Source organism: Corynebacterium aurimucosum, from assembly GCF_030408555.1.
Lineage (GTDB): Bacteria > Actinomycetota > Actinomycetes > Mycobacteriales > Mycobacteriaceae > Corynebacterium > Corynebacterium aurimucosum.
Genome location: NZ_CP047048.1, coordinates 2,634,399 through 2,650,255 on the forward strand (window position 1 = coordinate 2,634,399; position 15,857 = coordinate 2,650,255).

At 57.6% G+C, this 15,857-nt stretch carries 10 protein-coding genes and 1 pseudogene; 1 reads left to right on the forward strand and 10 read right to left on the reverse strand.

What is annotated here, in order from left to right; genetic code table 11:
* Window positions 1-126: 126 nt before the first annotated feature.
* The 8 genes and pseudogenes from leuS to CAURIM_RS12420 form a co-directional block, all read right to left on the reverse strand.
* The gene (leuS, locus tag CAURIM_RS12385) at window positions 127-2,976 is read right to left on the reverse strand and encodes a leucine--tRNA ligase (RefSeq protein ID WP_201828948.1); all 2,850 of its coding nucleotides are present in this window, start codon (window positions 2,974-2,976) and stop codon (window positions 127-129) included.
* An 83-nt stretch (window positions 2,977-3,059) separates the two neighbouring features.
* Window positions 3,060-6,644 (reverse strand): DEAD/DEAH box helicase family protein, encoded by a 3,585-nt coding sequence (locus CAURIM_RS12390; protein WP_201828947.1) that lies wholly within the window; start codon window positions 6,642-6,644, stop codon window positions 3,060-3,062.
* A 619-nt stretch (window positions 6,645-7,263) separates the two neighbouring features.
* Entirely contained in the window at window positions 7,264-7,740 is a 477-nt protein-coding gene (locus tag CAURIM_RS12395; RefSeq protein ID WP_236659411.1) for an excisionase family DNA-binding protein, read from the reverse strand.
* A 137-nt stretch (window positions 7,741-7,877) separates the two neighbouring features.
* A complete protein-coding gene (locus tag CAURIM_RS12400) occupies window positions 7,878-9,317 on the reverse strand; it encodes an ApeA N-terminal domain 1-containing protein (RefSeq protein WP_201828945.1) in 1,440 nt (479 codons plus the stop codon).
* 14 nt (window positions 9,318-9,331) lie between these two features.
* Window positions 9,332-10,273 carry a restriction endonuclease gene (locus tag CAURIM_RS12405; RefSeq protein WP_201828944.1) on the reverse strand — a complete coding sequence of 314 codons (942 nt, stop codon included), beginning with the start codon at window positions 10,271-10,273 and terminating at the stop codon, window positions 9,332-9,334.
* Window positions 10,273-11,424 (reverse strand): restriction endonuclease subunit S, encoded by a 1,152-nt coding sequence (locus tag CAURIM_RS12410; protein WP_201828943.1) that lies wholly within the window; start codon window positions 11,422-11,424, stop codon window positions 10,273-10,275. The genes CAURIM_RS12405 and CAURIM_RS12410 overlap by 1 nt, the downstream gene beginning before the upstream one ends.
* Before the next feature lies 1 nt (window position 11,425).
* Entirely contained in the window at window positions 11,426-13,000 is a 1,575-nt protein-coding gene (locus CAURIM_RS12415) for a type I restriction-modification system subunit M (protein WP_201828942.1), read from the reverse strand.
* Window positions 13,001-13,032: 32 nt separating this feature from the next.
* A pseudogene (locus tag CAURIM_RS12420) lies at window positions 13,033-13,173 on the reverse strand (PhnA domain-containing protein); the annotation flags it as partial.
* Between the two features lie 153 nt (window positions 13,174-13,326).
* Here CAURIM_RS12420 and CAURIM_RS12425 point away from each other — a divergent pair.
* Entirely contained in the window at window positions 13,327-13,935 is a 609-nt protein-coding gene (locus tag CAURIM_RS12425) for a CueP family metal-binding protein (protein ID WP_201828941.1), read from the forward strand.
* A 432-nt stretch (window positions 13,936-14,367) separates the two neighbouring features.
* Here the strand turns inward: CAURIM_RS12425 and CAURIM_RS12430 are convergent, their stop codons facing one another.
* Together CAURIM_RS12430 and CAURIM_RS12940 are read right to left on the reverse strand one after the other, a co-directional pair.
* On the reverse strand, window positions 14,368-15,048 hold the full coding sequence (locus CAURIM_RS12430; protein WP_236659364.1) for a Fic family protein: 681 nt from the start codon (window positions 15,046-15,048) through the stop codon (window positions 14,368-14,370).
* Between the two features lie 57 nt (window positions 15,049-15,105).
* Window positions 15,106-15,822, reverse strand: coding sequence for a helix-turn-helix domain-containing protein (locus CAURIM_RS12940; RefSeq protein ID WP_201828940.1), 717 nt, complete (start codon window positions 15,820-15,822; stop codon window positions 15,106-15,108).
* Window positions 15,823-15,857: the final 35 nt, after the last annotated feature.

Here is a 15,857-nt window from a genome sequence, read left to right on the forward strand (position 1 = left end):
TGACATCAAGGAGCGCCTAGAGCGCGCATTGAACACAGCGTGGATGAGGTGCCCCTAAGGCCGTTCCTGAGGCACCTCAGAGGCGGTGCCGGAGTAACTGCAGGAACGGCGCTTTCTTGGGGCGAGTTACTTCACAACGAGGTTGACCATGCGGCCCGGCACGTAGATCTCCTTGACCACGTTCTTGCCCGCCGTCAGCTCAGCGATGCGCTCATCTTCCTTGGCAATACCCACGACGGTGGCTTGGTCAGCGTCGGCAGGCACCATCACGCGTGCCTTGACCTTGCCGTTGATCTGCACCGGAACCTCAATCTCGTCGTCGACGAGGTACTTTTCTTCGAACTCCGGGAAGGACTCGTAGGTGATGGTCTCTTCGTGGCCGAAGCGCTTCCACAGCTCCTCCGCGATGTGCGGGGCGACAGGGGAGACCAGCTGGGCCAAGGGCTCCACGGCAGCGCGCGGAGCGCCCTTCGGGTAGGCCTTGGTCAGGTAGTTCACGTACTCGATGAGCTTGGCCACCACGGTGTTCAGGCGCAGGTTCTCGTAGTCATCGCGCACGCCGGCGATGGTGCGGTTGAGGTGCTTCAGGTCATCCTCGGAAAGCTCCGCGTCCGTCGTCGACAGCTCACCAGAGTTCTCGTCGATAGCCAAGCGCCACAGGCGCTGCAGGAAGCGCTGCGCACCGACGACGTCCTTGGTTGCCCATGGACGGGAGGTATCCAGCGGGCCCATTGACATCTCGTACACACGCAGGGTATCGGCGCCGTACTCGTTGCAAATGTCATCCGGGGCCACGGCGTTCTTCAGGGACTTGCCCATCTTGCCGTACTCCTGGTTGACCTTTTCATCCCCGTAGTAGAACGCGCCATCGCGTTCTACTACCTCGGCGGCCGGGACGTAGACGCCGCGGGAATCGGTATAAGCATAGGCCTGGATGTAGCCCTGGTTGTACAGGCGGCGGTAGGGCTCCTTGGAGCTCACGTAGCCTAGGTCAAAAAGGACCTTGTGCCAGAAGCGAGCGTAGAGCAGGTGCAGCACGGCGTGCTCAACGCCACCGACGTAGAGGTCAACGCCACCCGGGTCGTTGGCGCCGTGCTCTTCTGGGCGCGGGCCCGTCCAGTAGCGCTCGTTCTCCAAGTCGCAGAAGATCTCATCGTTCGTCGGATCGATGTAGCGCAGCTGGTACCAGGAAGAACCTGCCCACTGCGGCATGACGTTGGTATCGCGGTAGTACGTCTTGGGGCCATCCCCAAGACCCAGGTCCAGCTCCACCTCAACCCATTCGCGGGCCTTGGCCAGCGGCGGCTGCGGGGAGGACTCGGCATCATCCGGGTCGAAGGAGACCGGCTTGTAGTCTTCTACCTCCGGCAGCTCAATGGGCAGCATCGACTCCGGCAGCGGGTAGGCCTGGCCGGCCTCGTCGTAGACGATGGGGAAGGGCTCGCCCCAGTAGCGCTGGCGGGCAAACAGCCAGTCACGCAGCTTGTACTGGATCTTCTCGCGGCCTACTCCTTGTTCCTCCAGCCACGGGATGATGGCGGCGATGGCCTCGTCCTTGGACATACCGTTGATGTCCAGGGAATCGTTGGCGGAGTTTACGGCCTTGCCGGACTCCGTGTACGCCTCCTTGGTGATGTCGCCGCCAGCAACCACTTCAGTAATCGGCAGCCCAAAGACCGTGGCGAACTCATAGTCACGCGTATCGTGCGCCGGGACCGCCATGATGGCGCCGGTGCCGTAGCCGGTCAGGACGTAGTCTGCGATGAAGATCGGCACCTGCTTGCCGTTGACCGGGTTGGTGGCATAGGTACCCAGGAAGACACCGGTCTTTTCCTTGTTCTCCTGGCGCTCCAGGTCGGACTTCGCGGCGATGGACGCGCGGTAGGCCTCCACGGCCTCCTTCGGATCATCATGACCGAAGGTCCAGCGCTCATCCACATCATCGTCATAAGGGATGGGGGAGAGGAGGGCATCGACAAGCTCGTGCTCCGGGGCCAGCACCACGTACTCCGCACCGAAGAGAGTATCCGGGCGGGTGGTGAAGACGTCGATGTTGTAACCCTCGGCGTGGAAGCTGACCTCTGCACCACGGGAGCGGCCAATCCAGTTACGCTGCATGGACTTGACCTTCTCCGGCCAATCCAGAAGCTCCAGGTCATCGAGCAGGCGGTCCGAGTAAGCGGTAATGCGCATCATCCACTGGCGCAGGTTCTTGCGGAAGACCGGGAAGTTACCGCGCTCGGACTTGCCCTCCGCGGTGACCTCCTCGTTGGCCAGCACCGTGCCCAGGCCCGGGCACCAGTTCACGGTGGAGTTGGACAGGTACACCAGGCGGAACTCGTCGAGCGCGTGGCGCTGCTCTTCCTTGCTGAGATCCGCGTAGTAGCGGCCGTCCTTGGTGGTGCGCTTGCCCACCTCAAGTTCCTTGATGAGCTCAGAAATCGGGCGTGCCTTCTGCTGCTCCTCATCAAACCAGGAGTTATAAATCTGCAGGAAGATCCACTGCGTCCACTTATAAAACTCCGGGTCAGTCGAAGCCACCGAGCGGCGCGGATCGTGGCCCAGACCCAGCATGCCCAGCTGGCGGCGCATATTGTTGATATTCGCCTCCGTGGTGGTGCGCGGGTGCGTACCAGTCTGGATGGCGTACTGCTCCGCTGGCAGGCCAAAGGCGTCATAACCCAGCGTGTGCAGGACGTTCTTGCCCAGCATGCGGTTAAAGCGGGCATAAGTATCCGTGGCGATATAACCCAGCGGGTGGCCCACGTGCAGACCCGCGCCAGACGGGTAGGGGAACATGTCCTGAATGTTCATCTTCTCCGCGGGAAGTTCCTTACCGTCCTCCGCGAGCGGGCCAACTGGGTTCGGCGCGTTGAACGTGCCGTTATCCTTCCAGTACTGCTGCCAGGCGCTTTCAATCTGCGCGGCGAGCTCCGGCGTGTAGCGGTGGGTGGTGTTATCGCTCGGGTTAGTCATGGTTAGACAGTGTAGTCACCGCACGGACATCTCCCCAGTTAGACCCAGCCGGACCGTATTCCTGTTCTGAGGCATGGTAGTAACTAGGTAGCCTGCGCCGTCGCTTCAATCCGTTCAAGGCGCTTGCGTAGATCCACAATGACGTCGGTTTTGTTGTGAAAAATGTCGATGACGGAACCCTCTTCATCAAAGGGAGGCTGGAAGATCTCCTCGTAGGCCACACCACCGTTGTGAACCAGCACATCTACCAGCATCTTAATAAAGCGTATTTGGGCAGCATTGAAAGACGTATTACTGAGCAGGTCTGCAAACTGCTCCCGGACTGCCGCCTCGTCAAGGCCCACCAAGCGGCGGATGAAGGCAGGAATGCTGTCCCCACCCATGCGCTCACGCAGCTTGTCGACGCTTTCCGTGGAACCCCCACTTCCCCCGCCTGCCTGGGCTACCATCGCCTCCAGCGCTGCGACGTCCTCTGCGTTAAGCGTCCGTGCACTGCGCAATTTGATCATCGCCAGGTCGTTGGCATGCTCCTGCAGCAATTCGCGCAGGCGTTGCTCCAGTTGGGTGGGGTAGGAACCGGTGCCGGGCAGCCGCGCCGGCATCTCGTCATCAATCGTGAGCTCACCCATCTCATCTTGGATGTCGAGGGTGACGGCGTTGCGCTTTCCCTTGGGCACGAACTGAATGAGCGAACGCATGCCGATGCGGATGGTCTCGAGGTCCTCGACCGTCACGTTATTCCACCACTCCGGATCGAGCGCGCGCTCGAGGAAGGACCGCCGTTCGGCCACCATGGGGATGGTGGAACTCACGACCATGAGGTCATTCGCCATCCTCTCGACTCGTTCGCGCAGTGCCGCGAACTCCGGGCTGTGGTCGAGCAGCCCCACCTGGAGCTTTAAAATCACTAGGTCAAAGCGCTTAGCTGTCTCAGAGTCCTTCATCGTGTCCAGCGGCAAGTGCGCAATGTGGCGGCGCAGCTGCTCAGCTTTCTCCTCACTTAGCTCATCCCACGCAGAGCGTTCGCGGTATCGCAGCAAGGTTTCCTTGTCGCTGGGGCGGACCATGATGTGGCCTAGCGGTATAGACGCCGCCGAGGCGTGAAGGGAGTCAGCAAGTTCGGCGCGCATCTCTGGGGCCTTAGCGTGCTTATCCAACTGAGCAAGCAACCCCACGCGGGCATCAAAGAGCTTTTCCGACAGCGACCGTGGGCGGCCAATAACCGATTCACGGGCTTCACCCTTAAAGAACTCGTCCACGTTGCCGCAGAAGTCGAAGATGAGGAAGTGCGTCTTGTCCATCCCCGGGCCGAAGAGGTCCGGGCGCAATCGCGTCCCTCGGCCCACCATCTGCCAGAACTTGGTGGGGGAGTAGACGGGTTTGAAGAACACAAGGTTGACCACCTCGGGCACATCGACGCCGGTGTCAAGCATGTCCACCGAAATCGCGATGTTGACGTCCCCGTCCGGATCTGCGAAGTCGTCCAATGCCGACTGCGCATACTTCGTGTGCGTGGTAATCACGGAGGCTCCAGTACGCGAATACTCCGGGAACGTAGCGTCAAAGACTTGCTTGATGAGCTCCGCGTGACGTTGAGTCCGGGCGAAGATGATGGTTTTGCCCAGTTGGTCACCGCCCACGCGGATCCCGTTCTCCACCACGGTTTTCAGCACCTTGCGTATGGTGTCCTTGTTGAACAGGTAACGGTTAATCTCCGCCGAAGAAACCTGACCAGGCGGATCCAAGCGCCCGCCGTCCTCGTCGGTACCCCAGTCGGACGTGTCCCATGCCAGCTGTTCCTCCGGGGAAAGTTCGTCATAGGCCATGCCCCGCCGCAGGAACAGCGAGTCCTGCCGAGCCGTCTTGAAGGGCACGAGGTTACCGTCTGCCACGGCCGCATCAAGTCCGTACTCAAAGGACGGAGTCTTATCCTCCATCTCAAAGAGTGCATACGTGTCATGGTCAATCTCGCTCTTCGGCGTCGCCGTCAGCCCCACTACGTAGGCATCGAAGTACTCCAAGATCCGCTTGAAGCGGTTGTACACGGAGCGGTGGGCCTCGTCCACGATGATGAGGTCAAAGTCGAAAGGCCCGTACCTCGCCGGCTTGTCACCGTCATCCCCGATGAGATTCATCATCGTGTTGTAGGTGGTGACATACACATCACCCACCTGCTCAGGATTCTTGATGAGGTTTACGGGTGTGGACTCCGCGTACATGCTCACAAAGGCTTTATGTGCCTGATTGACCAAAGCAGTGCGGTCTGCCAAGAACAGCACCTTGCCCACCCAGCCGGCCTGGCGCAGCAGCTTGGCGGTGGCTACGGCCACGCGGGTCTTACCAGTTCCCGTCGCCATGACCAACAATGCTTGGCGACGCCTCCGCGCCTCCAACGTCTCCGTCACCGCACGGATGGCCTCGAGTTGGTACGCACGGGCGCCGCCGCCAGCAATGTCCGTGTCTACCGGCGTCTCGCTCAACAGGGTGCGCATGGTGCGCCGGCCAATCATGCGGCGCAATTGCTGCGCGGTGGGGAAGCCCTCCACCTCGCGGGCGGGATAGCCCGCACCAGAACCAGGAAGGTTGGCCGCATCATCGATCAGGTCGATGTGATAACCATTAGTGCACAACATGACAGGCCGTATTCCGTATTCGCGCTCGATGCAGTCCGCGTACAGCTTCACCTGTTGGGAGCCCACGCTCATGGATTCCATGGACTTCTTCGCCTCGATGACGGCCAACGGTGTGCGGTCATCATCCCACAAGACATAATCTGCGTAGCCAACGCCGGAGGGATTGGGCATACCGTGTAACTCGAGCTCTCGAGTGATTGAATCATCACTAAACCCTGCTGCTTCGAGCATAGGGTCAATGAGCTGTCGGCGCGTCTCGGCCTCGCTGATCGCCAATGGCGCAGTCGACGGTGCTGCCACCCCGGCGCGCTCTGCCGCGGCTGCTTGCTGCTCAGCCAACTGCTCCTGGAGGGCCTCAATCTTGGCAGCAAGTTCGTCTTTCACCTGCCGTGCAGCTTCGCGCTCCGTTTCGGCTTGCTCCTGGGCATCAGCGATCTCCGCCTTCGCCTTAATCTCCGTGCTCCGCCGCTTGAGCTCGAACTGGGCAGCCTCACGAAGGCGCTTCTCCTCCGCTTGACGTGCTGCTTCTTGGGCTTCGTTGAGCAGCAGCCGGTTTTCCTGGAGCTCCTCATCTTTCTGCTCCAGCTTTTTGAGGTACGCGGCGGTCTGCGCTTGGGAGCGGCCGGCAACGTGGATACCCGAGGAATCATCTGCGGTCTGGCCCAGCAGGCGGTAGTCAAAAGCCGCCTGCGGCCCCGGCGCGGCCTGCGGGTTGGCCGAGTGGTGCCGTACCGCCCAGGCCATGAGGTCATAGAGGTGCGCCGCCGCGTTCCGCGCCCTCTGCGGGGAGGTCGGCGCTTGTTTGCCTTCCATATCGTCTGCGTGCGCGGCGTCGTTGCCGCTCTTGCGCAAGAGAGTCATCTTGCGCAGCATGGTCTCATTGTCTACACACTTAGTGAAGGCGCGGTCTCGGGTCATCTCCGCCAAGCTGCGGTACTGAGTATCACCCAACTTCCGGAGCGCCCAGATATGGCTGACCACTCGCTCCAGCACCTTGCGCGCATAGAAGCAGGAAATCACGGGGTCCGCGTCCACGAACCGCTCTACCTTCAGGCACTCCTCATACGCCGTGGGCCAGACGTAACGTACAAAGCTGAAGTTGCTGCGTGCAGGCCCACCTGGCACACCGTTGCGCCCGGCAGTCGGGGGAGTCGGGGGAGTAGTGGTCACCATAGAATTCTCCAGGGACAAGATTTCACATCGGGGACGTCTTGATTCCAGTAATTCTAAGTCACCGCTCTAGGCCTAGCTACCACCATCACTGCGTTCCCTGGCCAAACGCTCCGATTCCCCCCTTGTTCTTTCCCCACACGCCACTAAGATCACCACTATCCCGTTGTTCAATTGCGAGCTGTTCCAAAGCTCACCAATAACCGGAGAGACTGTGGCCAACACTGACCGGACTCAACCCATTGCTCGGAAAGTTCCCATTTCATCCCCAGATAGCCGCGTTCAGCAACTAGTAGCTGCCGGAATCTTGAGCCACGCACCAAAGCCTTACTCCCCGCTAACCACTACGACTCCACAGCCGGACACCACAAACTATCTACCTTCTAAGACCGACGTTGTTTCGCTTCTGGATAGGGAAGACCGCGTATGACGGCTTGCCCGGCCCCTCGGGATCAGCGTGCACGCAGCCAAAAGCGCCTAAATCCTAGCCACGCCGTGCTTTCTCTGCCGCCTCCTTGCGTGCGTGCTTGAGGGCCAAGGCAATATCTTCAGCATCTACATCATCAGCACCCGCACCATAGGCGCCCGCCCGCTGCGCCCCAGACACGAGCTCTCGCAGCGCTTTACGACGTTCAGCCCGCTGCTCATCCCGGTACTGCAGCACGTCAACGAGCCGAACTCTCCTATGCCTTCCACCGGTAGTGCGCTCAAACTCTATCGATCCATCTTCGAGCTTTTTCACCAAAGTCGGCCTACTAATGCCCAGAAAAACTGCTGCTTGCTGCGTCGTGAGCAACTGATCCACAGGCGCAACAGTAACGGCCTTTCCCTGCTGCATCGCGCGAACGGCTTCTGACAACACTCCAAGTGCCTCTTCGGGCAGATTCACCGCCTGCCCGTCGGAGTCCACGAGCGCAGCGGGCCCCTCCAACGTCTCCAGAAACCTACTCACATCGAGCATGGCCCCTAGGTCTTGCGGTGGGAGGGTCGTGTGGGGGCGGTAATTCCGTGCCTCATTCATAAGGCCATTTTAGAGCAATTCGAAATATTCGAAAGGAATCTTCTTCTTAATCTTTACACTGGGACCTCAAAACAGAATTATTTGGAAAGCTTCAAGCGTGACATCCTGGCCGCAGCGCTTCGCACTTTTTCGTTCGAATACTTAAGCAGGCGCGATAGAGAGACTTCTGACTTAAGCCACACATGTGCTTCAACGACGGCGACAGTCAACGTATGTGCGTCGTACGCAACTTGCCATTCATCATCCTTTATTTCTGCATCGTGCGCGACACTGTTTCGCATTGTTGTTTGGTAACGCAGCCACTGCCTGAGCCCTTCCGGTAATAGGTGATTTCTCAGCGCTTTTGGCAGCCGCATGTAAAGGTCGAGCAATCGAAGCTTGAAAGTAGGCCGCTTGGTTTTATCCTTCCTAAGTTCATAAGCTTGGCCTTGAGGAAATAATGTCTCAAATTTAGATTCGGTTTCTGATAAGCACGAACCAAAAACTTGCGTATGGAAAGCCTCCGCAAGAACACCACTAAGCAGGATTTTCGATTCTAAAAACGACTGGCCGGTCTTCAGCTCGATAAGCAAACCGATCAAACGTGAGCCTTCTGCGGAGAACTCCAGCCACTTGCTCCAAGCCGCTAAGAATTCGTCTACTCCGAGGCGAAAAGCGAATTCCGCGCTCAGCCGTCCACTCGACTGAACTTCCGCCTCCGTCTTCCTCGATTGAATAAGTTCGACCGACTCTCTTGTCTTACCTTCGCCTTCCAGATCGCAAGATATTGTGTAAATTTCGGTATTTTTTCCTCGAGCTAAAGTCAAAATCCTAGACAGATCTCGACTAATATCAAGCACCCGCTGAAGGCTCGTTTTGGGGGCGAAGGAGTGACGAAGAGCTACCGAGTTAGTGGCGGTTACAAAGTATTCCTTTCTTGACTGTTTGAGTCTCGGGGCGTTTATTACTGCATTGAACGAGGCCTCGGAGCCATTAAGTTGAACTTTTCCCAAAACGGTTGACTTGGGGTCCCACTCACCCTCTACGGTAAAATAACGCTTTTCCTCGGCACCATACCCACTATCCACCTCAATACGAAGACCATCTTCAACCAGCAGATGAAAGTAGTCCGCTGAGAGGGATGCTTCACAGATACAAAGCTCTTCCTTGCTTTGTATATGAGCACCCCAAGCCAGAAGGTCGCCTTTATAGGAGGCCGTTTGATACTCGAATCCGAAATTTTCCTGTCTGCTGAGCTCAAAATCAAAGAGGGTCACCTTGCGTCCCTCAACTACGCCCCAAATTGCCGGGAAATGACCGTCAGCAGGACCGATCATGGCTACCTCAACTCCTGGCGTGAATTTGGATTCACCGAAACCTTTGTGTTCGTACATTTCCCGAAATGCACCCCCAGGCAAAAGCAGCTCAAACCCCTCAAGCGGGGCGTATTTCAGCACCCCTGGAATTTCCTCAGCGTCAGGCCCAATCGTCCACACACCCGACCAAATATCGGCTTCCTCACTGTTCGGTTCAGTCATGTCTATTTCCCTACCTACTCAAAATAGTCCTCATCCACCTCGACCAGTGCCACAGTCCTCTTGACCTGTACGCCCACGCCGTAGCGGATCATAAGTTCCGCCAACCTGTCCCCGTCGATTAAAACGACGCGTGACGACACCGCATCCGCATACTCCTGCGCATTCGCTGAGAACTTCGCCGTAGTCAGGAACACCCCACGGTCTGCCTGCGCGCCCTGCAGCGCGCCCACAAAAGCCTGAATATCCGGACGGCCAATGCTCTTGTCCAGTCCATACCGCTTGGCCTGCACGTAAATCCGGGAAAGACCCAGCGCATCCTGGTCAATGATCCCGTCGATGCCGCCGTCATTGGATAGCTGCGTACGCGTGGCCTTGCCCTGCGTTCCGCCGTAGCCCATGGCCATGAGCAGGTCCAATACTGCCTGTTCAAAGAACGCCGGCTCATTGTCGTGTAACCGAGTAAGCAGCTCACCAGCCACGAATTCGTTGTTACGAGATACACCAGTTTCCACCTGTTCTACCGGGTCGAGCTCACTTTCGGCCTCTGGAAGGACACTTTGCTGATCGATGCCCACCTCGTCCCCAGCCCTACGCCGAGGATTCCGGCCCCGCCACGTTAGTGCCGCTTCCGTGCCCGCAATCTCTCCCAACAGCTGCTTCTCCGTCATCCCTTCCGGGTAGCGCGCTAGCAAGTCACGGCCAAAGTCTGTAATTTGAAAGCGCGCACGCGCCGGCGAAGTAATGGCATTCGCTTTCTTAAGGAATGTCAACGCCCACCCAACTCGGTTTTCAAAACGCGACTGGCCCGACGCAATGGTCTCAAGCCGCTCTTCATCAGTAATGCCCGCATAAGACGCAGTTATCTCGATAAGCTCCCTACGCCGGAGCTCATCACCATTGGCATTAAGGGCTTCCAACACCGAGATCATGTAGGCTTCCCATCTTTCGACAGCCATTAGAGTTCTCCTTGAAATGCGCGGATGGATAGGGACTCTTGTAGTTCTTGCAGAAGCTTTCTCTGGCGCTTCATTTGAGATTCAACGTCGTCGATTCTCGAAGTTGAGGATGCGAACTCTTGTTGTTCGTCCAATGATGCTTTAGGAATTGGCAACCTCTTCAACTCGTTGGCGTTGATATTCGCCATTCCCACAATTGCTTTTGCGGTGTTTCGCAGAATCTTCTTACCAAGAACCGAATTGAGGAACCCGGAGATATATTCTGGAACTGCTTTATCGTTTACTCGACATCTGATTAGATAGCCTGCATACGTATATTCCTCCTCCAACGCTGGGACGACAGCGGTTTTCCCCACCAAGTCCTTGCTATTCGTCCTGTTGAAGAGTAAATCACCGGCCTTCAGCGAGTACTTCTCTCGATCTTTGATGTCGAGCTCAACGTATTTTAAATCTGAAAGATCAATTTCACCGTTGTAGGAAACATTCCCCATTCTCAGTATCGGAATGCCGAAGTTCTCGTTAGCCTTGTCGCTTATTCCATACTGAGTGGATTCAAGATACTCACCAACTGTTATCGATTCGCGCTGATCTTCCAGAAAGGAGGCCGTAAACAATTCCTGTTTGAGTTGAAGCAAGCCTGCTAAGGACTGATCAACTCTAACCAGTGCGCTATCCACTTGACCCAAAATCGCCGCAATACGGCGCTGCTCGTCGAGGGGAGGGAGACGAAATTCAAGTTCTGATATGTCTCTCTTGGAAACCTGGAGAAAAGTTGCGCCTTTACCTTTCTCTTGTAGAGCAGGCGTCAAAAAGGTGAGGAGATGAGGAAGGAAGTTGGCTTCAAACCCATTTTCAGCACGCAATCCCGCTACACCACGCCCAAGTACGCACTGGGCATTAGTAGTCCTAAAAGGCCCAATAGTGGCGCGAATCGAAAGAACTAAGTCCCCTGGCTCTGCGATTTTTGTTGGTCGACTCGTGTACTTCTTAGCTGACAAACCAGTACTAGTGAAGTCACCAGCCCCAGCGATTAAGGGAAGCCCTTCTCCTCTTTCATTTGTAAACTCTGATTTTGGGGCCTGCCCCATCTCTATGTGACACACATCCCCCAACCGCACCATCGGCCAGTCATGCTTTGCAGTGCTAGCCATTTTATTTCCCTTCGCTGAGCATGGCCTTCAAGTTGGCAAGGCCTTGGGTGATGTCGCGGTCGAGTTTTTCGATTTCGGCGATGATGTCCATGGGGTCGCGGGTTTCTTGTGCTTCGAGGACGATCTCCTTGTAGCGGTTCATGGAGAGGTCGTAGTCGGCTTGGGCGATCTCCTCTTTGGGCACGGTGAAGGAGTAGTCGGTGCGGGCGCGCTCGCGCTCGTCGGTGGTGCGGGAATGCCAGCGGGCCACCACGTCCGGAAGGTTGTTGTGCTTCAACTGTTCTTCAGTGAGGGTGACGGGAGTGGGGTCTTCGGCAAGCGCGGGATCGCTAAGGTCCTGGATGTGTGAGGCAGGGGAGGGGCCGAGCAGAGGGGCGTCAAGAAGCGGAATGCGCTTGTCATCCAGTGAGTAGCCATCCGCGGTGACGTCATAGAACCACACCTCATCAGTGCCGCCGGAGTCCGTGCGGGTAAAGCACAGGACGGCGGTGGACACGCCCGAGTAGGGCTTGAATGCGCCGGAGGGCAGTTTGATGACCGCATCAAGGCGCTGATCCTCAACCAAGGTTTTGCGAAGGGCTTTGTGCGCCTTGGTAGAGCCGAAGAGGACACCTTCAGGGACAATCACCGCAGCGCGACCGCCCGGCTTGAGTAGCTGCAGGAAGCGGTGGACAAAAAGAATCTCCGTCTTCTTGGCCGTCGTCACCGACTTGAGCTTGGGATCGACGGCATCCTTATCCAGGCTGCCCGCAAAAGGCGGGTTGGCCAGGACAAGGTCAAAGGCCTCATCGAACGTTGTGGGCAGCTGTTGCAGCGAATCGCGGTAAGAAATGTTGGGTTCTTCAAAGCCGTGCATGAACATGTTCATCGCCGCGATGCGCACCATGGTTTTGTCAAAGTCGAAGCCTGTCAGGCCCTCATTGGTAAACGTTGTGCGCGTGTCCTTGTTAAACAGGTCTGCGCGGTGATGGTGGGCAATCCAATCATTGGCAGCCACCAGGAACCCGGCAGTGCCACACGCTGGGTCGATGATGCGCTGCTGTGGTGTGGGCTCCATGAGCGCGACGAGGAGCTCGATAATGTGGCTGGTCGTGCGGAACTGGCCGTTCGTACCCGAGGTGGACAGCTTGTCCAGCATGTACTCATACAAGTCGCCCTTCATGTCCTTGTTGGAGAAGTGCAGCTGGTCAATGAGCTCCATGACACGCGAGAGCGTGGCCTCAGATTCGATCTCAAAGGAGGCGTTGGCCATGTGTTCTTGGAAGCCCGTGCCGCCCATCTCTTTGATGAAGGGGAAGACTTTGTTGATGATGGTGGCCTTGCGGCGGGCGATGTCACGGTCCTCAATGAGGTTGCGCCACCGCAGATCCTGTTGGCTGGCGTCAAAGATGTCTTCCGTCGCGGTGGGATCTCCTAGCGCCCGGCGCTTATCAATCTGGACCTGGCGCTCGTCAAGGTCCTTGATAAAGAGCAGGTAGGTGAACTGCTCGATGACGGAAACAGGGTTGGAAATGCCGCCAGACCAGAAGGTGTCCCAGATGCGGTCGACATTATTTTTGAGTGCGCCGGTAATCATGTAATTCAGCGTAACTGCTGAGTCCGACATGCTGGCGATGAGGCCGCGGTGGGACGGATGCCGCACACCTTCGTGCCGGCCTTTAGCGGCTGCTGCGCGCCCTTGACCTTGAGGGTTTTGGTGATGGTGACCGTGTCGCCGTCGGCAAGCGCGTTGCCCACCGAGTCCACGATGGTCAGGGCAGCAGCGTTGTGCCTGCAGTATCAGTCATAAGGAACAGTCTATCCCGCGTGCCGCAAAAAGATGATCCTTCTCTCACTTCTTTGATTGATACCCCGGTGGGGTATAGGCTTGGGTCAACACAATCGGACCCATTCGGAAGACTTATGAAACGCCTCATTTCTCTTGCTGCCGCCTGCGCCGCAGCCATCACCCTGTCCTCTTGCTCTACTGACAGCCCCGTACCGAGTGAAGCCTCGAAAAGCGCCGCTTCCGGCACCGACATCCAACAGGTGCCTGCCGAGGAGATCCTCGCCGAGTTCGATCTCGAAGGGTTGGATGGCCAGGAAATCGTGGACAAGCTGGACCGCCAGTCCAAGGACGAGCGCAATAGCGATCTCCTCGCATCCGTGCGCCCGAACGAGCTCATCCTCGCTACTGAACAGGGTCAGGCCTCCCTGCCGCTGCCGGAGGACAAGTTCTACCTCTCTATTGCGCCGTACCTCTCCCGTACGCACGACTGCTTCAACCACTCCCTGACCACCTGCACCGGTGAGCTCAGCCAGGAAGACATCCACGTCACCATCACGGATGACGAAGGAAATGAGCTAGTCAACGAAGACACCACGACGTTCGACAACGGCTTCATTGGCTACTGGCTGCCGGCCGACAAGAAGGGCACCATCACCATCGAGCAGGACGGCAAGACCGGCGAGGTTCCCCTGGATACCTCTGACGAAGGCGGTACCTGCGTGACCACGCTGCAGATGGCATAATCTGCCCATTCACTCACCACGGTGAATCCCACCTCCTGGGGTTCACCGTTTGTCGTTTTATGGTGTCCACGCAGTGCTTGCCGACGTCAACAGTGTTCTGGGCAAGTCCCCATACGGCCACTCCCTGAAGAAATCTCCGAGCAGGCAATTGACCACAACAAGTCCGCTGGTGTCGTCAACTCTGTTCCTTTTAGCCACGCCACCCCGTCGGCGCCGGCTTCTTGGGCGCAGGCGTTGTGGCTGCCCTGCTCGGCGCCATCGCCGCATTCCTGCAGTCTGTCGGCGTGGTCAAGGCTGACTTCTCCGCTCTGCAGAGGATGTTCCGCTAAGCGCCACGCGCTAAGCGACGCGCTGAACAATCAGCGCCCAAGCAGGCCCTCCGCTTTCGAAGCGGAGGGCCTTTGCCGTTCACGCACTTCGAGTATTCTCCGCTTACTGGGGGGACTCCGCTAGACAGTCGTACAGGAAATCCATCAGTGTTGTGGCGTCGTCCGCGCGGAAGAGCTCATCGAGGGCAAGGTTGAACTCCAGCCGCCGCGCGTGGGGGATATTCAATGCGCTGTATCCATGACGCAGCAAGAGGCCGGACGCCACTAGCCTGGCGGTCCGCTTATTTCCATCGAAATAGAACTGGCTGCGTGTTGCAGAGCAGAAATAAGCCAACGCTTGCTCGACGGGGTCTCCACATCCTTGAAGGGAGGCCAGCAAATCAGCATGGGCTTCACCCAACTCTTCAGCAGGGTCAAAGGAGATGAACCCGCCGTCCATGAGCCGCACGCCACCGCCATCTCCCTCCACGTGGCCTTCACCACGGAAAAGGCCGGCATCGAGAGCCTCGTTCCTTGCTAGGACAGCATGGAGCGCGTCACTGGTGGCTTTATCCACCGCATACTTCTCGTTGATGACCAGCTCGTGGAGCAGGTTGAACGCTTCTGACAAATCCAAGATCTGTTGCTGTTCAGCAAGTGCCTTTCCGCCCACAGTGACGCCATCGAGCAACGTGCGGACTTCCGGGAGGGTAAACGTGTTTCCTTCCAGCGCGGCGGCATTCCATACCAAGTCAGGAAGTTGCTTGGTTAGTCGAAATAACGCGCGCTCGGTCCCCAACTCCACAATGTGAGGTCATTCATGGTGTTCCCAGCTCACTCGGCTCGTCGCTCTTCTCATCACTTATGCCCCTCCCACATAGTTTTCTGCGCACGCATCGATAGCAAGCTGGTGCGGTGTCACGTAGTGTATCCCTGACTCTTTTGTTGCGCCCGTTAGCTCTTCGTCAGCCACTGGCACGAGGGTGATCCCTCCGGTTACGGGCTCATCACTCGCACGAATCCGCGTGGGCAACGAAGGCACTATCTTTGCTGGATTTGTGCACCAGATCAACGTTGACTGAGGTTCTCCTGCATCAGCGATCTGCCCCGCGACTCGTTGCGCTGCAAAAGCACCCGACATCGCCCAAGTTTGCCCACTCGCATCAACCGCTGAAGCAATCGTTATGGGATTCGACGGCAAGAAGTGGAAAGCCCCGTGGCGGCCATAAGGATTAGAGGCCCACGCGGCCCGTTCCATGAGAGCCTGGTAACTGCCGCCGGCGGCCGGGGCATCACCCCACTGCACGAAGCGGTCAATCCAGGCTTTCACGTCCGGTTCCTCGCTTTTGACGTCCCCACAAAGCACTCGGGCGGCTGTCGCGGCCGCGGCATCACTGCTGCGCTGTACAGATATGGAAACCTCGTATCCGAGCACCCGCATTACCTTCTCCAAGCCAGCCAAACTCGGTTGAGCTGTCCCACGCAACCACAGATTGAGCGTATTTCGCGAGACCCCCGAACGCCGCGACACTTCACTAAGGCTCAGTGGGCTTTTCTTGAGGAGTTGTACTGGGTCCATGGCCCTACTATAGCTAGCTGTCCTATAGATAGGAC